Raw genomic sequence first — 25,040 nt, forward strand, 5'->3', positions numbered from 1 at the left:
TTATGAACGAAAAGATGAAACAAAATGCTGTTGCGTTTTACAAAATGGCATATGAAGGAAACCCTAGACAGGCAACAGAATTATATGTTGGTAAAGAATACATCCAACACAATCCAGCGGTAGCTAATGGTATTGAAGGTTTTATTGCATACTTTGAACGTATGAAAAAAGAGTATCCTAAAAAATCAATAGAATTTGTCCGTATAATTTCAGAAAACGATTTAGTAGCTTTACATACCCATCAGGTTTGGCCAGACAACGATCAATATGTTACTATGGATTTTTTTAGATTTGATAAAGACGCAAAAATTATAGAACATTGGGATTCCATACAGCAAATACCAAAACAATCTGCCAACAAGAATACCATGTATTAATGCTTACTGAATATATTATTTAAATACAACACATAAAAAAAGCACAATCTTAAGATTGTGCTTTTTTAGTATTATACTATTTATTTCTAATATCTGATATGCTTCGCTACGCTCTAAATATCAATAAAAGTTTTAGATTTCTCTGTTTTTGTCCCAAGCTTCTAAGTAATCCTTAACTGCTTTTACAAACTGACCACCTAACGCACCGTTTACAACACGATGGTCATAACTATGTGATAAATACATTTTGTAACGGATACCAATAAAATCGCCATCAGGTGTTTCGATTACCGCAGGTACTTTACGTATTGCACCTAAAGCAAGAATACCAACTTGTGGTTGATTAATAATTGGTGTCCCCATAATACTTCCAAACGTCCCTACGTTAGTTACTGTATATGTACCACCTTGTACATCGTCTGGTGTTAACTTACCATCTCTTGCACGTCCTGCTAAATCGTTAACCGCTTTAGTCATACCAACTAAGTTAAGTTGATCCGCATTTTTAATAACAGGTACAATTAAGTTACCATCTGGTAAAGCTGCAGCCATACCTAGGTTAATGTTTTTCTTTTTAATGATAGTATCACCCTGTAAAGAGATATTCATCATTGGAAACTCACGTAATGCCTTAGCAATAGCTTCCATAAATATTGGTGTAAACGTTAAGTTTTGACCTTCGCGTTTTGCGAAACCATCTTTAACTTTTTTACGCCAATTCCAAATATTAGTAACATCTGCTTCTATAAAACTTTGTACATGTGCACTAGTTTGAACAGATTGTACCATGTGATGAGAAATCATTTTTCCCATTCTAGTTAATTCTATAATCTCATCTCCTTCAGACACAGCAATTGGCGCTGCTGCTTTTGGCGCTGCTTTAACTGCTGGAGCGCTTGGTGCTGCAACTGCTTTTGCAGGTTGACCACTTCTATCTTTTAGATAAGTAATCATATCGTTTTTAGTAACACGACCATCTTTACCTGTTCCAGCAATAGTATCTAACTCTGCTTGAGCGATACCTTCTGCTTTAGCCATATTTTTTACTAAAGGCGAATAAAAACGCTCATCACTAGAAGCAATCGCTTCTGTAGTAACTTTAGCTGCTTCCATTGTTTTAGATACCTCCTGTGCTGCAACTGCTGCCTCAGGTTTAGCTTCAGCCTTAGGTGCTTCGGTTGTTGTACCAGCATCACCGTCAGTTTCAATTATTGCTATGGTTTGACCAACTTGTACTACATCGTCCACGTTAAATAGTTTTTCAACTAAAACGCCATCAACTTCACTTGGTACTTCACTATCTACTTTGTCTGTTGCAATTTCTAAAACTGCTTCATCCGATTCAATAGTATCTCCAACCTCTTTTAACCATGAAGTAATTGTTGCTTCAGCAACGCTTTCTCCCATCTTAGGTAACTTAAGTTCAAATCTTGCCATATTAATAATTTACTAGTCTTTTTAATGTGTTGAATTGCAAAATTAATAAATAATAAGCGTTTTTACTACTTATTATGCATCATTTTGCAACGTTTTAAAAGTGAAGCACTTCGCCTCTGCTTTTTGATGAATCGCTTCCGAGGATAAAATTAGAGTTTTTTGGAAGAATTCTAAAGCTTATATTTTTATTTTTTTCAGAATTTATTATCGTTTCAATAATTGTTTTAAAACTTAAATAGTTAGCATCTAAGATAACCTGTGTATCTGCTTCTGTTTTTGATAATTCTGATACTTTATTAAGTGGTTTCGCTATTTTATTTTCTAACTCAGGATAGTTTTTATCAGATACTAAAGTGTAGTTTCTAACCGGCTTTATTTCCGCTAAAGCGTTATTATTTAAATGTTTAGCTACTTTAACACCAACCCAAACTGCAGCATCAAATACTACATTACGTTTAAAATGCTTTTTATAAAAGATTTGCATCGCACCATAAAAACGTTGGGCGTAATTGGCATCTTTTAATGTGCTTTCGCCTTTAAAATGAATGACTTTTATCGGACCATAATACATGTTATCAAAACCAGCTTTTACGATTTTATAAGACAAATCAATATCCTCTCCGTACATAAAATAGTCTTCGTCAAATCCGCCAACCTGTTGGTAAATTTGTTTTTCTAACATCATAAAAGCACCTACAAAAACAGGCACTATACCTGACGTATTTGGTTTTAAATTGGATACATAATACGATTTATCAAATCCAAACACCTTTTTTATTGCCACTTTGGGTGTTGGAATTTGACGCTTACTTTCTGGTAAAAAGCAACCTCTACCATCCACTAATCTGCAAGCAAACAATCCTAAATCGTTTTTAATTTTTGAAAACTCAAATAACTGCTCAAAACAATCTTCAGGAACCACTGTATCGGGATTTAGAATACACAAAAATTGCCCTTTAGCTTGCTGTACACCTATATTATTCCCTTTTGAAAAACCTAAATTTTCCTTATTCTGAATCAGTTTTACATTAGGAAACTTTTGCTTAACCATAGCGCAACTTTGATCTGAAGAGTTATTATCTACCACAATAATCTCTGCTTCTAGATTTGTAATTGCAGCTGATACACTTTGCAAACACAGCTCTAAAAAATAGTGCACGTTATAATTTAATATAATTATGGATAGCTTCATTAATGCTTATAACTTTAATGAAGATTCAAATGGAATTCGGTTTAAGATACTACGTCCTAAGGTAATTTCGTCAGCATATTCTAACTCGTCACCAACAGATATCCCTCTAGCAATAGTTGATGTTTCTATGCTAAAATCTTTAATTTGTTTATAGATATAAAAGTTTGTTGTATCACCCTCCATCGTTGGACTTAATGCAAAAATAAGCTCTTTAATTTGACCTTCTCTTACTTTTTGTACTAGGCTAACAATATTTAAATCGTGAGGTCCCACACCGTCCATTGGCGATATTTTTCCGCCTAAAACGTGATATAGTCCTTTATGAGACGCTGTATTTTCAATAGCCATTACATCTCTAATATCTTCGACCACGCAAATAACATCTGCTTTACGCAATGGGTTTGAGCAAATATCACACAGCTCGTTATCACTAATATTATTACAAGATTTACATACCTTTAAATCGTTAACCATGGTATTTAAAGCATGACTTAACCCATGTGTATGCGCTTTAGGCTGACGTAATAAATGTAACGCTAAACGCAATGCTGTACGCTTACCAATACCTGGCAGTTGCGAGATCTCGTTAACTGCGTTTTCAAGAAGTTTTGAAGAAAATTCCATAACTGCAAAATTAATGCTTTTGCTATTACTTTTAGCATTTATTTCAGGTCTAATTATGTTAATAAAATCTATATGTTTTAACTTAAAAAACAAAATAACCTTCAGTACATTTTTAACTAAAATCGGTTATAATTTTCTGTTTATTGTCAAATAACTTTTATCTAAATACTAATTTTGTATTTTGGCCATTATATCCAATTTTTATGACTTCGATACAAATCCTTTTATTAATAGCAGCCTACTTTGGTGTGCTAATTTTAATCTCATATTTTACAGGAAAAGACGACTCTAACGATGTGTTTTTTAAAGGAAAAAAGCAATCGCCTTGGTATGTTGTTGCGTTTGGAATGATTGGTGCCTCACTTTCTGGTGTGACATTTATATCGGTTCCTGGTTTGATTGAGGGACAACAATTTGCCTATATGCAAGGTGTCTTTGGTTTTTTTGTTGGGTATTTAGTCGTGCTTCTTGTGCTTTTACCTTTGTATTATAAATTAAACGTCACCTCTATTTACCAATACTTAGAGCAACGATTTGGAACGGTTAGCTATAAGACTGGTGCGTTTTTCTTTTTATTATCTAGAGTTACCGGAGCAGCTTTTAGACTGTTTTTAGTAGCTTTAGCCATGCAATATATTGTGTTTGAAGCTTTGGGTGTTCCGTTTTGGTTAACCGTAGTCATATCTATTGCGTTAATATGGTTATATACTAAACGTGGCGGTATTAAAACCATTGTATGGACAGATACACTGCAGACTTTAGCCATGCTAACATCTGTTATTGTTGCTATATTTTTAATTGTAAATAAATTAGATTGGTCCGTTACCGAGATATTTAACAAGGACAGCTTTAAGGCTAAAAGTCAGCTATTCTTTTTTGATGATGTAAACAGTAAAATCTATTTCTGGAAATACTTTATTGGAGGTATATTTATAACGATTGCTATGACTGGTTTGGACCAAGATATGATGCAAAAAAACTTAACCTGTAAAAATCCTAGCGATGCTAAGAAAAACATGTTTAGCATGTCTATTTTATTAGTATTTGTTAATGTAATATTTTTATCCTTAGGGGCTTTATTATTTATATATTCTGAACAATTTGGGGTTTCTATCCCTGTTGTAGATGGCAAAGTAAGAACAGACCTATTATTCCCAGAAATAGCTATGAACCAAGGATTGGGTCTTGGGCTACAAATCACCTTTTTAATAGGACTAATTGCTGCAGCTTACAGTAGTGCTGACAGTGCATTAACATCTTTAACAACATCTTTTTCTATTGATTTTTTAAATATTGAAAAATTACCGTTAGCACAACAAAAACCACTACGTAAAAAAGTACATATTGGTGTATCTTTATTACTAATAGTGGTTGTGGTTATTTTTAATGAACTAGAAGGTAGCGTTGTCGGTAACCTATTTAAGTTTGCCACCTTTACTTATGGTCCTTTATTAGGTTTGTTTGCATTTGGAATACTAACTAAGCGTTCTATTAAAGACAACTTTGCTTGGATTGTAGGATTAGCGTCTATAATAATCACTTATTTTATTACTGAGCTTCCTGCAAATTTTCCTGATAGCTTTATTGGGAAGTATGCTTTCCATTGGGAAATTCTTCCTTTAAATGGTTTAATAACATTTATAGGATTGCTTTTAATTTCCGCGAAAGCGAAACCTAATACTGATTTGTAGACAACAATACTAAAGTACAAGCGACTTCAAAGTCAATATTATTTTCTTTTAAAAGCACGTACAATTCAGGGTTTTCTGTACCTGGATTAAAAATCACGCGCTTTGGATCTAACCCTACAATATAATTGTAATACTCTTTTTGTCGTGTTGGATTTAAATATAGTGTAACAGTATCTAAATCTTGATACTGTTGTAATTCTTTATCAATAGTAACACCAACGACATCTCCTGCTTTCATCCCGAAAGCAACCGTTTCATGGCCATACTTAACCAATTTGCGTATTGCAATATTACTATATCTATCTAATTTTAGTGATGCCCCAAGGACTAACGTTTTTTTGCTCATAAATGTTAAAATTTAAAAATAATATAAATATACAGTAACAGTTTACAAATTAAGGCGTCTTTATAATAGAAGTAAAATACATCAATCAAATAATCAATCAAACAATGAAAAAACTAATCACCATTGCCTTACTATTGCTAACCTTTAGTATTCAGGCCCAAGACAAAACAAATGCTTTACCCAAAATCGGAACCGTTACTGGTAATGTATTAGACGTATCACTTAACCAACCCTTACCTTATGTTAACGTCATTGTAAAAGACACCAACAATAAATTAATAACTGGTGGTATTACAAATGACGAAGGACAATTTAGAGTGACACAAATCCCAGAAGGCACTAATTTAATTACTATTGAGTATTTAGGTTTTTTACCACAGACTAAAACCATTGTTATTACTAAAGATAATAAAGTTATAGACTTAGGAACTATTAATTTAGAAGAGGCAGCAACTAGCCTAGACGAAGTAACTATTGTTGCAGAAACCTCAACAATACAGCAAAAAGTAGATAGAAAAGTAATTACTATTGGTAAAGACTTACAAACTGCTGGAGCAACTGCTAGCGAGATTATGAACAACTTACCATCTGTAAGTGTTGATCAACAAACAGGCTCTATTAGTTTACGTGGTAACCAAAATGTAAGAGTTATGGTAGATGGTAAATTATCAAACATTCCTGCGGAACAATTACTAAAACAAATCCCATCTTCTTCTATTAAAAGCATCGAATTAATTACTAATCCGTCTGCTAAATATAATCCTGAAGGAATGAGTGGGATTATTAATATTGTACTACATAAAAACACAAAAATTGGATTTAACGGAAATATAAATATTGGGCTATCGCATGACATCGAAGCTAAATTTAATAGCTCGATTGATGCTAATTACCGTAACGGAAAATTCAATTTATATGGTTCTTACAATAATAGTGTAACCAAAAACTTCAATTTTGGAGAGATTAATAGAGTTGAACAAGATATTCAGCAAAAATTTGAAATTCTAAATAACAACAAATCTCATTTATTTAAAGTCGGTTTAGATTATTATTTGGATGATAGAAATACTATTTCTGTATTTACAAATCAAAATATATTTGATGGTTGGGTTAATGTTGATTCTGAAATCAATTATTTAGCTAATGCTGCCTTAAACGAATCTCAGTTTACTAGAAATGATAACGGAAACGATTCTGAACAATACAATTTTAACTACAAGCACGACTTTAATGACGATGGACATAGTTTAGAGTTAGAGGTTGATCACAATACATATGATGGTTTATCAGATTCTAGAAACAACTTTTTTAGCTCTCAACGTCCAAACTTTTTAGAAAACACAGATACAGACAGAGCAAGCTCTACAATAAATTTAGATTATAGTAATCCTATATCAGAAACTACTAAATTAGAATTTGGTTTACAAGCCCGCTTGTTTAACACTACTATTTTTTACCAATCTGACGCAAGAGAAACTAACCAATCTGGAGTTTACATTCCAACAACCACTACTTTTGATTATACAAGAGATATTTATTCTGCCTACGCTACTTATGGTAAAACATTAGATAAATGGAGCTACCAAGTTGGATTACGTGCAGAGACTGTTGCTGTAGATTCTGAGGCTTTCAAAAAAGATTTAGCATCAAGCGATGAGACGACAATCCCATTTGATAATGATTACTTTAAACTATATCCTTCAGCGTTTTTAACGTACACCCCTTCAGATAAAAATTCGTTTCAATTAAACTATAGTAGACGTGTGGATCGTCCAGGTATTGGACAAGTTAATCCTTTACCAGAATGGAGCACGCCTTTAATCTCTCAATTTGGGAATCAAGAATTACGTCCACAGTTTACAAACTCGATTGAAACCAATTACACAAGACAGTTAGAAAACGGTAGTATTACCGCAGGTGTGTTTTATAGAATTATTGAAGACGAAATACAACAAGCCATCCTAATTGACAGATCAGATGTTAACAGACTATTTTTTACAAACTTAAATTTTGATAACTCTTCTGCCTATGGTATAGAATTATCTTCAAACTATAGACCTACAAAATGGTGGAGTATTAATGGTAGTTTTGATTTATTTTCTCAAACACAAAAAAGTGTTGCCGAATCTTTTGACACCAACCAAAACATTGTTTTAAACACAGTTAAAGTTGACAATATCGTTTGGAATGTAAGAGCCTTTAATAATTTTAAAGTCACTAAAGCCTTAAGTTTATCTGCTTTTGGTATGTACAGCGGAAAAAACAAAAACATACAATTTGAAATGGAAGATATGTTAATGGTAAACCTAGGGATGCGTTATAGCTTCTTAGAAGGTAAAGCCAGTTTTAGCTTAAGCTATAATGATATTTTTGACACCATGTACGCGCAGTTTGAAGGCCAAACTCCTTATTTACAACAAGGTCGATTTAACTGGGAAAGCCAACAAATTTCCGGACGTTTATCGTACCGTTTTGGTGGCGGAAAATACAGAGCTAAATCAAGAAAACAAAGAGACGACGATACTAAATCCGGTGGTGGATTTATGTAATAGTATAAACAATACCATCTAGAGGTTATTTAGTAGCTAACAAACAGTTAATGGTTAGTGTTTAAGTTAGTTGCTAGATAAAAACCCCAAGGCCTGATCAGTTTTGGGGTTTTGTTTTTTTAACATCATTTTTTGTTATCGACCCCTTCCGTGTTAAAACCACGTTAAATACTAATAGTCAGCGTAATAAATTTCTCTTTTATGCGTCTTAACTATAACAAGACAGTAAATCAGTTTTATTATTTTTATTTGAATTAGTCTTCACAACAAAAAACAAGAAAAAGATTTATATAGTTAAGTTTAAGTAGTTAGTTAGTTAAAAAGCCAGAAACAAAATTTTGTTTCTGGCTTTTTTTTTCTTGATAGTATTAAATACACTATCAATTATATGATAAGAGTTACTAAACACACAGGTATTTAGTTACCATTTAATAATAACACTACCCCAAGTAAATCCACTACCAAACGCAGCTAATACAACATTATCCCCTTCTTTAACCTTACCTTGTTCCCAAGCTTCAGTTAATGCTATTGGTATAGAAGCAGCTGTTGTGTTACCGTACTTCATAATGTTATTAAATACTTGATCATCACTTAATCCAAATTTCTTCTGGATAAACTGTGCAATACGTAAATTAGCTTGATGTGGTATTAACATATCAATAGCCTCTTTATCCATATTGTTTTTAGCTAGCCCTTCCATAATTACTTCACTAAAACGGACTACTGCATTTTTAAATACAAATTGACCATTCATATGCGGGAAGTAACTAACGTCATCCGGATCGTTATCTGCAAGTATATCACTTACCCAACGTTTACCCATTCCTGGCGCCACTAAAACTAGCTCTTCAGCATGCTCTCCTTGACTATGTAAATGCGTAGATAAAATCCCTTTACTATTATCTTCTTCTCTTGTTAATATTGCAGCTCCTGCTCCATCACCAAAAATTACAGTCACACCACGTCCTCTTGTAGTCTTATCTAACCCTTGAGAGTGTAACTCACTACCAATAACTAATATGTTTTTATACATACCAGTTTTTATAAAATTATCTGCAACAGATAAAGCATATACAAAACCAGAACATTGATTACGCACATCCAACGCCCCTACAGTTTTAATATCTAAAGCATGTTGTACTTGCACCCCTGGACCAGGAAAATACATATCGGGACTTAGAGTTGCAAAAATGATAAAATCAATATCATCCTTATCTATACCTGCACGTTCTATTGCTTGTTTGGCAGCTTTCACTCCCATTGTTGCTGTTGTATCTCCAGAGCCTTCTTTTACCCAACGTCTTTCTTTTATTCCAGTACGTTCTGTAATCCACTCATCATTAGTATCCATCATTTTGGATAAATCCGCATTTGTGACAACGTTGTCAGGTACATATTTACCTAAACCAATAATTTTTGAATTGTACATTAAGTTATATTTTTATTATGTCTACTTCCCTTTTTCCATTAAAAAAAAATAGTAACGCAATTTAATGCTTTCAAAAATAATGATTTCACAATTATTTCTTATTCGTTATGCATGCATAATAGTTTCGGTTATTTACAAGTGTCATCTTGTCACATTTTAGCAATTGGCATTTTTGTTGACTGTTAAAGATTAAGAAATTAATATAAGTTTTCGCTTTAAGCGGAATTAAAAAAATAAATAATATCATGGCAAAAGGAAGTATTAATGTTTCAGTAGAAAACATTTTCCCATTAATTAAAAAGTTCTTGTATAGTGATCACGAAATATTTTTACGTGAGCTTATTAGTAATGGTACAGATGCAACATTAAAATTAAAGCATTTAACGACTATTGGCGAATCAAAAGCCGAATACGGAAACCCAGTAATCGAGGTTAAAATTGATAAAGAAGGTAAAAAACTTCATATTATCGATCAAGGTTTAGGAATGACTGCGGACGAGGTTGAAAAGTATATCAATCAAGTCGCATTTTCTGGAGCTGAAGAGTTTTTAGATAAGTATAAAGATAGTGCAAAAGATTCTGGAATTATCGGACACTTTGGTTTAGGTTTTTACTCAGCTTTTATGGTTGCAGAGAAAGTAGAAATTATTACTAAATCTCATAAAGAAGGTACAACAGCTGCACATTGGACATGTGATGGTTCTCCTGAGTTTACTTTAGAAGATGCAGATAAAACAGACAGAGGGACTGAGATTATTTTACACATTGCAGAAGACTCTCTTGAGTTTTTAGAAGAAGCACGTATTAGTAGCTTACTTTATAAGTATAACAAGTTTATGCCGGTGCCAATTAAATTTGGAACTAAAGAAGTAAACGACCCTGAGCATACACCAGCAACTACAAAAGATGCTGAAGGTAAAGAAACGACTGAGCCTCAGAAAAAAATTACTGTAGATAATATTATTAACAATCCTACTCCGGCTTGGACTAAACAACCAGCAGATTTAACGGATGAGGATTACACTAGCTTTTACAGAGAGTTATACCCTGCACAACACGAAGATCCATTATTCCATATTCATTTAAATGTAGACTACCCATTTAATCTTACAGGTATTTTATATTTCCCTAAGATGACACAGGATATGGCAATGCAAAAGGACAAAATCCAATTGTACCAAAACCAAGTGTACGTTACAGATAATGTAGAAGGGATTGTTCCAGAATTTTTAACGATGTTACGTGGTGTGATTGACAGTCCAGATATCCCATTAAACGTGTCTCGTAGTTATTTACAAGCAGATGGTGCTGTTAAAAAAATATCATCTTACATTTCTCGTAAAGTAGCCGACAAATTAAAGTCGTTATTTAACACCAATCGTGAAGAGTTTGAAGCAAAATGGAATGACATCAAGATTGTTATTGAATACGGAATGTTATCTGAAGACAAATTTTTTGATAAAGCAGATGCATTTGCATTATACCCAACGGTAGATGGTAAATACTTTACTTACGAAGAGTTATTAAACGCTATCAAAGCAAAACAAACAGATAAGGATGGTAAGTTAGTTATCCTTTATACAAGTAACCAAGAAGCACAACACAGTTATGTTGAAGCTGCAAAAGACAAAGGTTATGATGTGTTATTGTTAGATAGTCCTATTATTTCGCATTTAATGCAAAAATTAGAATCTACTAAAGAAAACATTACTTTTTCTCGTGTAGATGCAGACGCTATTGATAAGTTAATTGCTAAGGACGAAACTACAATCTCTAAATTAGACGACACGCAAACAAAAGCGTTAGACGAGCTATTGAAAGAAGTAATACCGTCTGATAAATTTATGGTACAATTAGAAGCTATGGATAGCAACGCAACGCCATTTATGATTACACAACCAGAATTTATGCGTCGTATGAAAGAGATGCAAGCATCAGGTGGTGGCGGCGGAATGCAAATGTTTGGTAACATGCCAGAAATGTACAACCTTGTGGTTAATACAAACTCTGACTTAGTTAACGAGATTTTAAGCACAGAAGCTAAAGACAAGCAAACACATTTAATAACGCAAAGTTTAGACTTAGCACGTTTATCTCAAGGTCTTTTAAAAGGAAAAGAATTATCAGACTTTATCAAACGTAGTTACGAGTTATTAAAGTAACATAAGGCAGGCTGTTTTTGTAATGCCATTAGCATATCAATAACAAACCGCTTTAAATATAACACTACCGCTTTCGCGGAAATTAAAAGCCACCTAATTTAGGTGGCTTTTTTTATTCAATATAAATAACAGTATCATAATCTGTTATACACTATAACTATCAAAATTTTTGATTAAGTTTACCTACCCAACCAAGTACTTTTTTTTTAATGATTGACCAAAGCCTACCACAAACAGAAGCCATTAATACGCTTCTAAATAATGCTTATAATAATCGATCCCTAGACCTACCCAACAGTATTGTCTTAGCAAAAAAAGCTCTGCATTTAAGCCGAAACCTTAATAACCAACAATTAATTGGACATAGTTTAAACCAACTTGGTTTGTATTACATGATTATTAGCGACTACGCAAACTCTACCAAACACGCTACAGAAGCAGTGGCTTGCTTTACAGTTATAGATGACCAATTAGGTATTGCAGACTCTAAATACACCATTGGTAGTGTCCATTATAAAACAGATAATTATCACGAAGGTTTAATTTGTTTAATCGAAGCCTTTCGTATTTATAAAAAACATGGTGACTTTAAAAACCAGTCTAAAGTTGGTAAAGCTATTGGTACTGCTTACGAGTATATTGGAGATCAATCCAATGCTTTTAAATCTTACAAAGAGGCTGTAAAAAATGCCAGAAAAGTAAACTGCATAAATCTAGAATCTAACGTATATAATAATCTATCAGGTTTATTACTAAAAAACAATAAGACCAGTTATGCCATAAAAATGATAGAGCATTCCATAAAACTAAAAAAAGAATCTGGGGACACTAGAGGTTATGGGTTTGCTATTTATGGACGCGGAAAAATACATTTTGCTCTAGGTGATTTTGAAAAAGCTGAAAACGATTTTTTAACAGCTATCACAACCTACAATAAGGTTATCGAAATTATGGGCGCTTGTATGGCTTACAATAAATTAGGGAAACTATATTTAAAACAAGACCAATTAGACAAAGCAGAACAAGCGGTTTTAACCGGGTTAAATCTGTCTATTAAATACAACATTACCATTACCAAAATAAAAGGATATCATCAACTATATATCATTTACAAAAAGGCTAATCAAATTGAAAGTGCTTTTAAATATCTTGAACTGTACCTTACAGAGAAAGAATTAATCATGAATACGCAGACGCAACAAGTTATGGATAACTATAGCTTGATTAACAAAACTAACGTGTTAGAACATGAAGCATTACTTCAAAAAGAGAAACAAAAAATAATAGAGAAAAAAAACGAGGACGATCAAAAAGCATTAAAACTAAAACAAGAGTTTTTATCTGTAATGAGTCATGAGATAAGAACACCGCTGCATGCCATGACTACCATTGTAGCTATTCTTGAAGACCAAGTTTTTGGAGAAAACAAAAAGCTAATAGAAAGTCTACAGTTTGCCTCTAACAACCTTATAAGCATAGTAAATAACGTCTTAGACTTTTCTAAACTAGACTCTAAAAAAACAAACCTAGAAGTAGAAAACACTAATTTTGATACGTTATGTAAAAACATTTTAAATCTACATCTAAATTTAGCACAGTCTAAAGGCTTAAAATTAGTTTTAAAAAACAATGTTCCGGACACCACAAACTATCTAATAGACCAAACCAAACTAACACAAATACTTAGTAACCTGATTGGTAATGCTATTAAGTTTACAGAAAAAGGTAAAGTGACCTTTAAGATTAAATTGAAAGAAAAAAGCGCAACGCATGACACGCTTTTAATTAAGATAAAAGATACAGGAGAAGGTATTCCTAAAAAAGACTTGATAGAAATATTTGATAGTTTTTCTCAAATAAAACCTATTATGACTAAAAAGCAAGGCGGTACAGGTCTTGGATTAGCCATAGTCAAAGAACTAGTTAAATTGCATGACAGCGTTATCAAAGTAAATAGTAAAGAACAAAAAGGCTCTGAGTTTTACTTTACAATCCAATTAGAACGCATAGCACCGATGGTAGCTAAACCTAAACCAATTTTTAATCAGCTAAAAAATAAACTTATTCTATTAGCCGAAGACACGGTAATGAATGCCACACTTATTACCAAAGTGTTATCTAAATGGGGTATTAAAACAGAACACGCTGTAAATGGTAAAGTAGCTGTAGAATATGCTAAAAATAAAATTTACGATTTTATTTTAATGGATTTACACATGCCAGAAATGAATGGTATTGATGCAACAAAATTAATCAGGACCGAAAGTAACTTAAATAAAGACACGCCAATATTTGCCATTACGGCGGATGTAATGACAACCAAGAATAATAAAGAGCATGCTAAGCTTTTTAATGACATCCTATGGAAACCTATTGAGATTGAAAAACTATACCAAGCCATAGCTAAAGAGGACGTTTTAAACTACAACTAAACGCTACATCAAGTTAATTATAAATTAATCCGTACTATTTGCTTTGGTAGATAGTATTACTACTGCATGCCTTCTTTTTAATAAAACACGATGAGCACTAATGCAATATAAATTGCGATAAAAAAAGCGCAACTACTCCCCTTCACCTATATCAAAAAGGTTATTAATCCCGATTTTATACTGTTTGTATTGAAATAACAAAAAATACTATGCATGCATTGTATTTTTAAAAAATAAAAATTACCTTATAGCCATAGGTCTAAAAAACAGACTCACAATTTGTCTTTAAATGGTCTAAACAGTAATAAACACACTTTTAAAGTGATAAACGTTCTTTTAAATCACACCCCTTTATACTTATGTCTCTTTTAAAAATCAGCGCTTAACAGTCGTTTTTAAAGGTTTGTACAGACGTTATAAAAAACTATAGTATCACACAACACACACTAACACACACTAAAAATGAAAATCAAAAAAATTCTTGTTGCAAATAGAGGAGAGATTGCTATTAGAGTATTACGTGCTTGTACGGAGTTAAATATTGCTACAGTAGCAGTTTACACCTACGAAGATCGCTACTCGCAACATAGAAACAAAGCGGATGAATCGTATCAAATTGGTGACGATAATCAGCCTTTAAAACCATACTTAGATATGGATGGCATTATAGATTTAGCAAAATCTAAAAATGTAGATGCAATACACCCAGGCTATGGTTTTTTATCTGAAAACTCAGAGTTTGCAAGACGATGCGCTAAACACGGTATTATTTTTATTGGACCAGACCCAGAAGTTATGGATGCTTTGGGTGATAAAATTACAGCTAAAAAAATAGCAGAACAATGTCAAGTCCCTATTATAGAAAGTAATAAAAAAGAATTAACCTCTTTAAAAGTAGCAATATCACAGGCAGAAAGTATAGGGTATCCTTTGATGTTAAAAGCAGCTTCAGGTGGTGGTGGACGAGGCATGCGTATTATTAGATCTGCCGAAGATTTAGAAACCAACTTTGACTCTGCACGTAATGAGTCTTTAAATGCATTTGGTGATGACACCATGTTTTTAGAAAAGTATGTCGAAAACCCAAAACATATCGAAGTACAAATTGTAGCAGACAGACATGGTAACATTCGTCATTTATTTGAAAGAGATTGTTCTGTACAACGACGTCATCAAAAAGTAGTAGAAATTGCGCCATCTTTTAATGTGTCTACTAAAGTAAAAGAAGCCCTTTATAAATACGCAGTCGCCATAGCAACCAAAGTAAGTTATAATAATATTGGAACTGTAGAGTTCTTGGTAGATCAACAAGACAACATTTACTTTATTGAAGTCAACCCAAGAATACAAGTAGAACATACGGTTACCGAAATGGTAACAGGAATTGACCTTGTAAAAACACAAATATTTATTGCTGGAGGTTATAAACTATCAGACGATCAAATTAAAATTTACGGACAAGACACATTAGCAACCTATGGCTTTGCTTTACAATGTAGATTAACCACAGAAGACCCTCAAAACAACTTTACACCAGATTACGGTACAGTAACAACTTACCGTAGTGCCTCCGGAATGGGAATCCGTCTAGACGCAGGAAGTATTTACCAAGGTTATAAAGTCAGTCCCTTTTTTGACTCTATGCTAGTCAAAGTATCCTCTCACGGAAGAACTCTAGATGGTGCAACACGTAAAATGGTACGTGCTTTAAAAGAATTTAGAATTAGAGGTGTTAAAACAAACATTCATTTTTTACAAAATGTCATTCAGCATCCCACTTTTAAGGATGGTAAAGTGACTGTAAATTTTATTCAAAATACGCCTGCCTTATTCAAAATAAAACTGCCACAAGACAGAACATCAAAAGTCGTTCAGTTTTTAGCAGAAGTTAGTGTAAACGGAAATTCTGATGTCAAAAACATTGAAGAAAACAAAGTTTTCAGAACCCCAAAAGTGCCAAAATTTAGTTTATCAGATCCCTATCCAAAAGGGACAAAGGACTTATTAACGGAGTTAGGTCCAGAAAAATTCTGTGCATGGTTAAAAGACGAGAAAAAAATTCATTTTACGGATACCACCATGCGTGATGCGCATCAATCGTTATTAGCAACCAGAATGCGTAGTTATGACATGCTAAAAGTGGCCGAAAGTTTTGCGAAAAACCATCCAAACACTTTTAGTATGGAAGTTTGGGGAGGCGCCACCTTTGATGTTTGCTTACGTTTTTTACACGAAAGTCCTTGGACACGTTTAAGAGAATTGCGTAAAGCAGTACCAAACATATTATTCCAAATGTTATTACGTGGCTCTAATGGTGTTGGTTATAAAGCATATCCTGATAATTTAATCGAGAAATTTGTTGAAAAATCTTGGGAAAACGGTGTCGATATTTTCAGAATATTTGACTCTCTAAACTGGGTAAAAGCAATGGAGCCAAGTATAAACTATGTCCGCAACAAAACAGGCGGAATCGCAGAAGCAGCATTAAGTTATACAGGAGATATATTGGATGTAAGCCAAACAAAATACAATCTTAAATACTACACACAGCTAGCCAAAGATTTAGAAAATGCTGGGGCGCATATGATTGCTATAAAAGATATGGCAGGATTATTAAAACCCTACGCAGCCACAGAGCTAGTTGCCGCATTAAAAGATACCGTAAACGTACCCATACATTTACACACACACGATACATCATCATTACAAACAGCAACCTATTTAAAAGCTATCGAAGCAGGCGTTGATGTGGTTGATGTTGCATTAAGTGGTTTATCCGGATTAACATCGCAACCAAACTTTAATGCAACTGTAGAGATGATGAAAGGCCAAGCAAGAGCACACGCTTTTGATATGCCCAAACTAAATCAGTTTTCTAACTTTTGGGAAGACACGCGCGAATTGTATTATCCATTTGAATCAGGACTAAAAGCAGGAACCGCTGAGGTCTTTGAACATGAAATACCAGGTGGACAATACAGTAACCTACGCCCTCAAGCCACAGCTTTAGGATTAGCAGATCGTTTTGATGAGGTTAAAAAAATGTATGCCGAGGTTAATACACTATTTGGTAACTTAATTAAAGTAACACCAAGCTCTAAAGTGGTCGGAGATATGGCTATTTTTATGGTAACCAACAATCTAACTACAGAAGATGTTATGGAACGTGGTGAGGAGATTTCGTTTCCAGACTCTGTGATAAGTTTCTTTGTTGGAGATTTAGGTCAACCCGAAGGAGGTTTCCCTAAAAAGCTTCAAAAAATTATACTTAAAAACAGAAAACCATATACCAACAGACCAAACGCACATCTAGAACCAATAGATTTTGATTTAGAATACAAAGCCTTCAAAAAGAAATTCCAAAAAGGCTTTACTCGTGCAATTGAGATGGAAGACTTTTTATCCTACACATTATATCCAAAAGTCTTTGAACAAGCGCACGAAAACTACAAGACCTATGGTAACTTAGCATTAGTACCTACAAAAAACTTTTTTTACGGTATGAGCCTTCGTGAAGAAATTTTAATAGAGCTAGAACCAGGAAAAACAGTCATCATTAAATTACTATCCATTGGTATTCCAAACGAAGAAGGTATGAGAACCGTCTTTTTTAAAGTAAACGGAGAAAATAGATTTGTAGACATTTTAGACACCTCGTTAAACATAAAAATCGAAACCAATACAAAAGTAGACCCAACTGACGAAAACCAAATTGGCGCACCATTACAAGGCGCTTTATACAAAGTATTAGTTAAAAAAGGACAAGACGTTAAAGAAAACGATCCTCTATTTATTATAGAAGCCATGAAAATGGAAACCACTGTAGTTGCCTTTAAATCGGGTACTATAAAATCAGTAACACTAAAAGAAGGGAAAATGGTAAAACAAAATGACCTTGTTGTTACCATAGAATAATACAGCTTTACTATATTAAAATACCGCTTTCGCGGAAATAAAAAAACCACCTATTTAGGTGGTTTTTTTGTTCCAATAAAGCAAACTAAACCTACCATGTATTTCATTTTTGTAACTTAGTTTTTTTAAAAAATAAGTGCTGTAATAAGCAAATGTTATAACGCTTTACTTCTCACAGAGAGATATAACAACGTATAAGTTTGAAAACACAGTATAAAAAAAGATATTTAAGGATTGTGACTAACAAAAATAGACAATAAAAAAAATAGTAATAGGAATTATAATACTAACGTTAAGCGCCTGTAAATCAACTGGTAAAGGAAATGATATTGAATTCACTATTGAAAACAAATCTGATGCCCCAATTGAAAACGTAAGATTTACAACATCTGAAAATCTTACGGAACTAAAATTTGATAACATTGGACCTATGAATTTTCCTGAAATAGGTTGACTAAAAATTAAGCAATTAATTACAGTCACTTATGAAAACAAAAAATGAACACTGGCTAAAAAAAAGCTATCAAAAAGCTACTTTAGAAACCAAACTTTTAGTCATTGACCAAATCTTAAATGGTCAAATTTCAAGCAACCAAGCTTCTAAAAAATATGATATTCCTAGAACAACTATTTCTTATTGGTTAAGAAAATACAGTACCTTATTGAAACAAAACACTTTACCAACAAACAACTGAGTTAAAAACAAGAAAATTCTAGCTACTTACAATAAAACATTAATCAAATTTTCGTAATAAAAAAAAACAAAACAACGAAGCACAACCTCAACTCCACGCAAAACATTTACAATTACCTTAACAAACCACTACTTTTCTATTCGTAAAAAATAACTAACTTGTAACCAACAAACAAGACACGCTGTTATTATGATAAAAAAGTACTTACAAGCATCCGTTTTAGCGCTATTACTTTCGGCTTCAGCCTTAAGTGTTGCACAAGACAAAACCGTTCCCGTTTTTGAAAATGGAGAAGCACAAATTGTAGAAGGATTTAGCAATTATAAAGATTGGATTAGACATGACCTTTGGGTAGAAACCTCTTTTAACACAGATGGAGACGATACTTTAGATCGTGTACACGTGTCCGTTACCAGACCATCACAAACAGATACCGAAGATTTAAAACTACCAGTAATTTACGTAACTAGCCCATACTTTGCAGGTGTTGCACCAGATGTACCTGGTATTATGTGGGATGTGGAGCACGAGTTAGGAGCCCGTCCAACGCAAGAACGCGCACACCCAGAAGTAACCCGTTTAGGAAAACGCCCAATAATATCAAACTCGCATATCATGAAGTGGGTACCACGCGGTTACATTGTTGTACACTCGTCTTCTCCTGGAACCGGATTATCTCAAGGTAGCCCTACCGTTGGTGGACCAAACGAAGCATTAGCACCAAAAGCAGTTATACAATGGTTAAATGGTGACGCAAAAGGTTACACAACACCAGATGGCGATCAAGAAGTAACAGCCTTTTGGAGCACAGGAAAAGTAGGTATGACTGGTACATCTTACAACGGGACATTACCATTAGCAGCTGCAACCACTGGCGTTAAAGGTTTAGAAGCCATTATACCAATTGCACCAAACACATCGTCCTACCATTATTACAGATCAAACGGATTAGTGCGCTCTCCTGGAGGGTATTTAGGAGAGGATATTGATGTGCTTTATGACTTTATACATAGTGGTGACGATGCAAAAAGACCATACAATAACAAAACCGTTAGAGACACAGAAATGGCTGCAGGAATGGACAGAGAAACAGGAGATTTAAACGACTTCTGGAACGACCGTGATTACCTCAACCAAATGGATGGGATGAAAGCTGCCTTGTTAATGTCACATGGTTTTAACGACTGGAATGTAATGCCAGAACATAGTAACCGTATTTATCAAAAAGCCAAAGCAATGGGCTTACCAACACAAATATATTACCATCAAAACGGACATGGTGGACCACCACCAATGACCATGATGAACCGTTGGTTTACTCACTATTTACACGGTATTGACAACGGTGTAGAAAACGATCCTCAAGCACGCATTGTTAGAGAAAATGACAGACCAGACCAACCAACTGCTTATGCTGCATACCCAAATCCGGATGCTAAAAACGTGACGTTATATTTAAATAAAGGCGGAAACCAAGTTGGTGCCTTAACAACAACGTCAAGTAAAAGACAAAAAACAGAAATGTTAGTGGATGATTTTACCATTTCTGGGAAAGCACATGCGCAAGCGACAAACAGTACCCACCGTTTATTATATAGTACGGCTACTTTAAAACAAGACTTACATATTTCTGGCGAAAGCACAATAACTATTAGCGTATCTAGTAGTAAACCAGCTGCCAATTTATCCGTAATGCTAGTCTCTTTACCGTATACGGATGATGCCAAAGTAATTACAGATAATATTATTACACGTGGTTGGGCAGATCCACAAAATCATAAATCATTACGCGAAAGCGCACCATTAAAGAAAGGCGAATTTTACGATCTAACGTTTAACCTACAACCAGATGATCAAATCATTAAAGCAGGACAACAAATTGGATTGGTTATTTTTTCTAGTGATAAAGAGTTTACAATACATCCAAAACCGGGGACTGAGTTAACGGTGGATTTAGATAAAACAAGCATCTCCTTACCTATTGTTGGTGGTTTAGATGCCCTAAAAAAAGCGATTGAATAATAATGAACATTGTTATTAATAATATTACTTTAGACAAGGAGATTATTCTAGAATTAATTTCCGAAAGTCAACTAGCTGCCATAAAATACGTGAGGGCAAAAACAGACTTAGGTTTAAAGGAAAGTAAAGACATTGTAGACAATTTAAAAGCCAATCCGGAGTATTACGATGGCAAACCGCATACAATAGCTTTTGAAGTTCCAGATATGGATAAAGACATTCAAAACATTAAAAAACAATCTAGCAATGGGATGTTATACAGCAAACCTAATCAAGTCAAAAAATATGTGCTAATTATTTTAGCCATTTGTCTTGTGGCCGCATTATATCTGTTTTTAAATCAATAAAAAGCAAGACTATTGTTGGTATCAGGCAAACCTCAGCTTCTATTTGATTTCAATAAAAACTTAAACGGTCTGCAATAGCCCCATTAAAAACCACTTCAAATAGAAGTGGTTTTTTTATAACCAAAATAAACAACGTAAACGGTAAATTTATAGCGTACCTTCAAAAAAAAGGAATGTCTATAGAGCGAAGAGTACGATTAGTGGAAGCGTTATTTGAGACGTTAGACACCCAAATTTCAACCTTTCAAAACAAAACAACTTTGCATTGTGCAACAGGTTGTGGTAAGTGTTGTACCAACCCAACCATGGAGGCTTCTCCTTTAGAGTTTTTACCTTTTGCGTTTCATCTTTTTTTAAACGGTCAAGCCGAAACCACGCTAAAAACATTAAACACAAAATCAAAACATTCCATTTGCCATATTTATAGCCCGCTAAACTTAGTAGACAACGCACTAGGACGATGTAGTAATTATAAATATCGCGGTTTAGTTTGTCGTCTTTTTGGCTATGCAGCTTCTAATGATAAGTATGGGCAAAAACGCATGGTGACTTGCAAAATTATAAAAGAAAACCAAAAAGAAACCTTGCAAGATACTGCAGAAGCCATAAATAATGGACTATATATCCCGATGTTCACGGAGTATTACATGCAACTGTCGCAGATAGATTTTACAATGGGTAATGTTATTGTCCCAATAAACAGGGCGCTAAAATTAGCAATTGAAGAAGTATTACAATACTATGCCTATAGACCTTTTCCAAGTGGCTTGGTAAATATTGCGTAATTGTAATATTTTGAAACTATATTTGCGTAACTAATATTACCGCATACTTAAGATGTCCATTACTTTATTGTCTTCTCCTCTACAAGGCTTCACGGATTTTAGATTCCGTAACGCGTTTCACCATTATTTTGGTGGTATCGATACGTTTTACGCACCTTACATCAGGCTAAACGGAAAGCTGAAAATTAAGCAATCCTATCAATTAGATTTACAACCAGAAAATAACACGACCTTAGAAGTGATTCCGCAAGTAATGACCAATGATCCTGACGAGTTTATGTTTGTAGTTAAATACGTGCAAAGTTTAGGGTATAAAGAGTTAAACTGGAATTTAGGTTGTCCATATCCAATGGTGACTAAATCTGGTATGGGATCAGGTTTGATTTGTAATCCTGCAAAAATTGACGACGTTTTAAAAAAAGCACATAACGAAAGTGATATAACCGTGTCCATGAAAATGAGAATGGGTTATGACAATGCTGAAGAAATTTTAGACGCCTTCCCTATTCTAGATAATTATCCGCTCAAAAATATTGCAATTCATGCCAGAATTGGAAAACAACTGTACAAAGGACCTGTAGATTTAGAGGCGTTTGAGCGATGCATTACAAGTACAAAGCATAAATTATATTACAATGGAGATATCACGTCTGTAGCATCTTTTAAATCTATGGAAGCCCGCTTTCCGGGTATTGATCATTTTATGATTGGTCGTGGTCTAATTGCAGATCCATTTTTACCAAGCATGATTAAAAATAATACCACAGAATATCCTAAAGACCGTTGGGAGATTTTTAGTCAATTTCATGATACAATTTACCAACAGTACGACGCGTATCTATCGGGACCAACCCCAATAAAAATGAAAATGTTAGGCTTTTGGGAGTTTTTCTCGCAGTCGTTTTCTAATCCTCAAAAAACATTCAAAGCCATTAAAAAAGCTGGGAATCCTGTAAAATACAAGCAAGCAGTAGCTAGTATTTTGAGTAATGAAAAGTAATTTTTCAATATTTACTCTATATTTACAGAAACCAACCAGAGCAAAACCATGCAAAATAATTATAGATCTAAAGCTTTTAAAGCTTGGCTAGATAAACTACAACAAGAAAGTTGGCAGTTAGAATTAATTATTTCTGGGTTTGCAATTTATGGTTTGACGCAAGTGTTAAAACCGCTTGAAACAAGTTATAATATTGCAAAAAATGATGGAGACCTTTTTTTTAGAATAGCTTTAAGCGTAGCTATTTACGCCAGTCTTATTTTGTTAACAACCTTATTATTTCACGTTGTTCTTCGTGGGTTATGGATTGGTGCTTTAGGGTTACGCTATGTCTCAGGAGACATCGATTACAAAAAATTAAAATACAGACCTAAATTTGACAATTATTTACGTAAAAAAATAGGTTCATTTGATAAGTATATATCACAACTAGAAGACTATTGTAGCGTCTTATTTGCAGTTTCTTTTTTATTAGTGTTTTACCTGATTTCTTTTTTATTGTATGCCGGAATACTTGTTTTAATAGGTTATTTTTTAATCAAAGACCACGATATTAGACCTAAAATGTTTTTTATCACAGGAGTCTTTTTAATGATTTTTACAATTCTAGGGATGATTTTAACCTTTCTAGATTTTATAACATTAGGGTATTTTAAAAAAAATAAATGGTTAGCAAAAATATACTTTCCTTTTTATTGGTTATTCAGTTATTTAACACTCTCTTTTTTATATCGCCCACTAGTCCATAATTTTTTAGATAACAAATTTGGAAAACAAATAAGTTTTATCCTCATCCCAAGTTACTTTCTACTATCAACTATTTTAGCATTTAGCTTTAATCGTTCCAATTATTTCTCAGCTTCAGAGGATTCTAATAGCTTCTCTGCAAACCTTTTAAATTACGATGAAAACATAAAAAAAGAAGATCTTTTTATTGATAAAGCTTCAATTCCTTCAAAAATCATAACAACGTCTTATTTACCAATATTTATTGAGTATAATGAAAGTATTGAAGATGCTGTGTTTTCCTTTAACAAAGGTCTAAAACCTGAAGAAGACATTAGAGGATATAAATCAGATTTCATCACTGGATACAATCGAAATATCAAAAAAATATCGGATAGCTTAAAACTAGAATACGTTAAAACCTTATCTAGTATTTATAGCTTAAAAATTGACACCCTAAATTACACGCTACCTGATTTTATCTATACTAAACACAATCAAAATCAAAATGGTTTTGAAACAGTATTATCTCTTAAAAACATAAAAGACGGTAAGCACGATTTAAGTATTTACAGGTTATCAAAAACAGACAGTACACAAACACAAGACACCATAATAACCATCCCTTTTTGGTACTATAAAAACTAAGTCTTAAACATGCTAATAACATCTACCAATATTGCCAAACCAACAACCATTGAATGGAATGGAAAAAAGCAAACCACGGGCATGTACAAAAACCCTATTGATGCTGGTATTTATTTAGAAAAAGAAGACGTAAAAGGTGACGAGGTTTCAGACAGAAAGCATCATGGTGGTATTTTTAAAGCCTGTTATTTATTTTCGGAAGACCATTATGATTATTGGAAAAACTTATATCCAAACATAGATTTTAATTACGGGATTTTTGGCGAAAACCTAACCGTAAAAGGATTAGACGAAACTAAAATTAGGGTTGGCGATATTTATAAAATAGGAACCGCCCTAGTCCAAGTGACACAACCTAGAGAACCTTGTTTTAAACTGGGTATACGGTTTGGTACACAGACCATTCTTAAACAATTTATCAAGCATGCACGACCAGGGACTTATGTGCGTGTTTTGAAAGAAGGACTAATAAAACCCGGAGATAAAATAACACTAGTACAAGCTGCAAAAAACAGTATGACTACTACCCAATTATTCACCTTAATTTTTTCTAAACAAAAAGACCAATCACAATTAACTTTAATTGTAGATAATGATGCTTTACCACTTAAAAAACGTCAAAAATTAGCTGCTTTTATAAAAAACTAATAGAACTCAAAA

18 protein-coding genes are annotated in these 25,040 nt (G+C 33.5%); 13 read left to right on the plus strand and 5 right to left on the minus strand.

All coding sequences use genetic code 11. The annotated features are described in order from the left end of the window. Positions 1-2: 2 nt before the first annotated feature. The gene (locus CXF54_RS07235; RefSeq protein WP_090839161.1) at positions 3-377 is read left to right on the plus strand and encodes a nuclear transport factor 2 family protein; all 375 of its coding nucleotides are present in this window, start codon (positions 3-5) and stop codon (positions 375-377) included. Between the two features lie 132 nt (positions 378-509). Here CXF54_RS07235 and CXF54_RS07240 read toward each other — a convergent pair whose 3' ends face one another. From CXF54_RS07240 to recR, 3 genes are all read right to left on the minus strand, one after another. Then, on the minus strand, positions 510-1,814 hold the full coding sequence (locus CXF54_RS07240) for a dihydrolipoamide acetyltransferase family protein (RefSeq protein ID WP_101203032.1): 1,305 nt from the start codon (positions 1,812-1,814) through the stop codon (positions 510-512). A gap of 94 nt (positions 1,815-1,908) precedes the next feature. Continuing rightward, positions 1,909-3,006, minus strand: coding sequence for a glycosyltransferase family 2 protein (locus CXF54_RS07245; protein ID WP_101203033.1), 1,098 nt, complete (start codon positions 3,004-3,006; stop codon positions 1,909-1,911). 6 nt (positions 3,007-3,012) lie between these two features. Next, positions 3,013-3,630, minus strand: a complete 618-nt coding sequence (gene recR / locus CXF54_RS07250) for a recombination mediator RecR (protein ID WP_090839503.1) — start codon at positions 3,628-3,630, stop codon at positions 3,013-3,015. Between the two features lie 203 nt (positions 3,631-3,833). On the opposite strand from recR, the gene CXF54_RS07255 reads away from it, so the two are divergent. Then, complete coding sequence (locus tag CXF54_RS07255) at positions 3,834-5,321, plus strand: sodium:solute symporter (protein ID WP_101203034.1); 1,488 nt, start codon at positions 3,834-3,836, stop codon at positions 5,319-5,321. Here the strand turns inward: CXF54_RS07255 and CXF54_RS07260 are convergent. Further along, positions 5,305-5,667 carry a CoA-binding protein gene (locus CXF54_RS07260; protein WP_101203035.1) on the minus strand — a complete coding sequence of 121 codons (363 nt, stop codon included), beginning with the start codon at positions 5,665-5,667 and terminating at the stop codon, positions 5,305-5,307. The genes CXF54_RS07255 and CXF54_RS07260 overlap by 17 nt on opposite strands. Before the next feature lie 104 nt (positions 5,668-5,771). Between CXF54_RS07260 and CXF54_RS07265 the strand changes: the two genes are divergently transcribed. After that, positions 5,772-8,216 carry an outer membrane beta-barrel family protein gene (locus CXF54_RS07265; protein WP_101203036.1) on the plus strand — a complete coding sequence of 815 codons (2,445 nt, stop codon included), beginning with the start codon at positions 5,772-5,774 and terminating at the stop codon, positions 8,214-8,216. A 421-nt stretch (positions 8,217-8,637) separates the two neighbouring features. Here CXF54_RS07265 and CXF54_RS07270 read toward each other — a convergent pair whose 3' ends face one another. Then, positions 8,638-9,648, minus strand: a complete 1,011-nt coding sequence (locus CXF54_RS07270) for a 3-oxoacyl-ACP synthase III family protein (protein ID WP_090839150.1) — start codon at positions 9,646-9,648, stop codon at positions 8,638-8,640. 245 nt (positions 9,649-9,893) lie between these two features. Here CXF54_RS07270 and htpG point away from each other — a divergent pair, with 245 nt between their 5' ends. From htpG to CXF54_RS07320, 10 genes are all read left to right on the plus strand, one after another. Continuing rightward, entirely contained in the window at positions 9,894-11,810 is a 1,917-nt protein-coding gene (gene htpG, locus CXF54_RS07275; protein WP_101203037.1) for a molecular chaperone HtpG, read from the plus strand. Positions 11,811-12,019: 209 nt separating this feature from the next. Continuing rightward, positions 12,020-14,242: an ATP-binding protein gene (locus CXF54_RS07280; RefSeq protein ID WP_101203038.1), complete on the plus strand. Its 2,223-nt coding sequence runs from the start codon at positions 12,020-12,022 to the stop codon at positions 14,240-14,242. Positions 14,243-14,704: 462 nt separating this feature from the next. Then, positions 14,705-18,157, plus strand: coding sequence for a pyruvate carboxylase (locus CXF54_RS07285; protein WP_101203039.1), 3,453 nt, complete (start codon positions 14,705-14,707; stop codon positions 18,155-18,157). A gap of 485 nt (positions 18,158-18,642) precedes the next feature. Next, a complete protein-coding gene (locus CXF54_RS07290) occupies positions 18,643-18,852 on the plus strand; it encodes a helix-turn-helix domain-containing protein (protein WP_232782587.1) in 210 nt (69 codons plus the stop codon). Positions 18,853-19,041: 189 nt separating this feature from the next. Next, positions 19,042-20,874 carry a Xaa-Pro dipeptidyl-peptidase gene (locus CXF54_RS07295; protein ID WP_101203040.1) on the plus strand — a complete coding sequence of 611 codons (1,833 nt, stop codon included), beginning with the start codon at positions 19,042-19,044 and terminating at the stop codon, positions 20,872-20,874. Between the two features lie 2 nt (positions 20,875-20,876). Continuing rightward, positions 20,877-21,221 carry a ribosomal protein L7/L12 gene (locus CXF54_RS07300; protein ID WP_101203041.1) on the plus strand — a complete coding sequence of 115 codons (345 nt, stop codon included), beginning with the start codon at positions 20,877-20,879 and terminating at the stop codon, positions 21,219-21,221. 173 nt (positions 21,222-21,394) lie between these two features. After that, positions 21,395-22,006 carry a YkgJ family cysteine cluster protein gene (locus CXF54_RS07305; protein ID WP_101203042.1) on the plus strand — a complete coding sequence of 204 codons (612 nt, stop codon included), beginning with the start codon at positions 21,395-21,397 and terminating at the stop codon, positions 22,004-22,006. 52 nt (positions 22,007-22,058) lie between these two features. Beyond that, the gene (locus CXF54_RS07310; RefSeq protein WP_101203043.1) at positions 22,059-23,006 is read left to right on the plus strand and encodes a tRNA dihydrouridine synthase; all 948 of its coding nucleotides are present in this window, start codon (positions 22,059-22,061) and stop codon (positions 23,004-23,006) included. A 48-nt stretch (positions 23,007-23,054) separates the two neighbouring features. Further along, entirely contained in the window at positions 23,055-24,380 is a 1,326-nt protein-coding gene (locus CXF54_RS07315; protein ID WP_090839134.1) for a hypothetical protein, read from the plus strand. A 9-nt stretch (positions 24,381-24,389) separates the two neighbouring features. Further along, entirely contained in the window at positions 24,390-25,028 is a 639-nt protein-coding gene (locus CXF54_RS07320; protein ID WP_101203044.1) for an MOSC domain-containing protein, read from the plus strand. Positions 25,029-25,040 lie beyond the last annotated feature (12 nt).

Origin of the sequence: Olleya sp. 1-3 (assembly GCF_002836085.1) — a bacterium.
Taxonomy (GTDB): Bacteria; Bacteroidota; Bacteroidia; order Flavobacteriales; family Flavobacteriaceae; genus Olleya; species Olleya namhaensis.

Bases quoted from the DNA above. Each gene is read 5' to 3' on its own strand.
- CXF54_RS07235 (WP_090839161.1), top strand. From the start codon at position 3: ATGAACGAAAAGATGAAACAAAATGCTGTTGCGTTTTACAAAATGGCA.
- CXF54_RS07240 (WP_101203032.1), bottom strand. From the start codon at position 1,814: ATGGCAAGATTTGAACTTAAGTTACCTAAGATGGGAGAAAGCGTTGCT.
- CXF54_RS07245 (WP_101203033.1), bottom strand. From the start codon at position 3,006: ATGAAGCTATCCATAATTATATTAAATTATAACGTGCACTATTTTTTA.
- recR (WP_090839503.1), bottom strand. From the start codon at position 3,630: ATGGAATTTTCTTCAAAACTTCTTGAAAACGCAGTTAACGAGATCTCG.
- CXF54_RS07255 (WP_101203034.1), top strand. From the start codon at position 3,834: ATGACTTCGATACAAATCCTTTTATTAATAGCAGCCTACTTTGGTGTG.
- CXF54_RS07260 (WP_101203035.1), bottom strand. From the start codon at position 5,667: ATGAGCAAAAAAACGTTAGTCCTTGGGGCATCACTAAAATTAGATAGA.
- CXF54_RS07265 (WP_101203036.1), top strand. From the start codon at position 5,772: ATGAAAAAACTAATCACCATTGCCTTACTATTGCTAACCTTTAGTATT.
- CXF54_RS07270 (WP_090839150.1), bottom strand. From the start codon at position 9,648: ATGTACAATTCAAAAATTATTGGTTTAGGTAAATATGTACCTGACAAC.
- htpG (WP_101203037.1), top strand. From the start codon at position 9,894: ATGGCAAAAGGAAGTATTAATGTTTCAGTAGAAAACATTTTCCCATTA.
- CXF54_RS07280 (WP_101203038.1), top strand. From the start codon at position 12,020: ATGATTGACCAAAGCCTACCACAAACAGAAGCCATTAATACGCTTCTA.
- CXF54_RS07285 (WP_101203039.1), top strand. From the start codon at position 14,705: ATGAAAATCAAAAAAATTCTTGTTGCAAATAGAGGAGAGATTGCTATT.
- CXF54_RS07290 (WP_232782587.1), top strand. From the start codon at position 18,643: ATGAAAACAAAAAATGAACACTGGCTAAAAAAAAGCTATCAAAAAGCT.
- CXF54_RS07295 (WP_101203040.1), top strand. From the start codon at position 19,042: ATGATAAAAAAGTACTTACAAGCATCCGTTTTAGCGCTATTACTTTCG.
- CXF54_RS07300 (WP_101203041.1), top strand. From the start codon at position 20,877: ATGAACATTGTTATTAATAATATTACTTTAGACAAGGAGATTATTCTA.
- CXF54_RS07305 (WP_101203042.1), top strand. From the start codon at position 21,395: ATGTCTATAGAGCGAAGAGTACGATTAGTGGAAGCGTTATTTGAGACG.
- CXF54_RS07310 (WP_101203043.1), top strand. From the start codon at position 22,059: ATGTCCATTACTTTATTGTCTTCTCCTCTACAAGGCTTCACGGATTTT.
- CXF54_RS07315 (WP_090839134.1), top strand. From the start codon at position 23,055: ATGCAAAATAATTATAGATCTAAAGCTTTTAAAGCTTGGCTAGATAAA.
- CXF54_RS07320 (WP_101203044.1), top strand. From the start codon at position 24,390: ATGCTAATAACATCTACCAATATTGCCAAACCAACAACCATTGAATGG.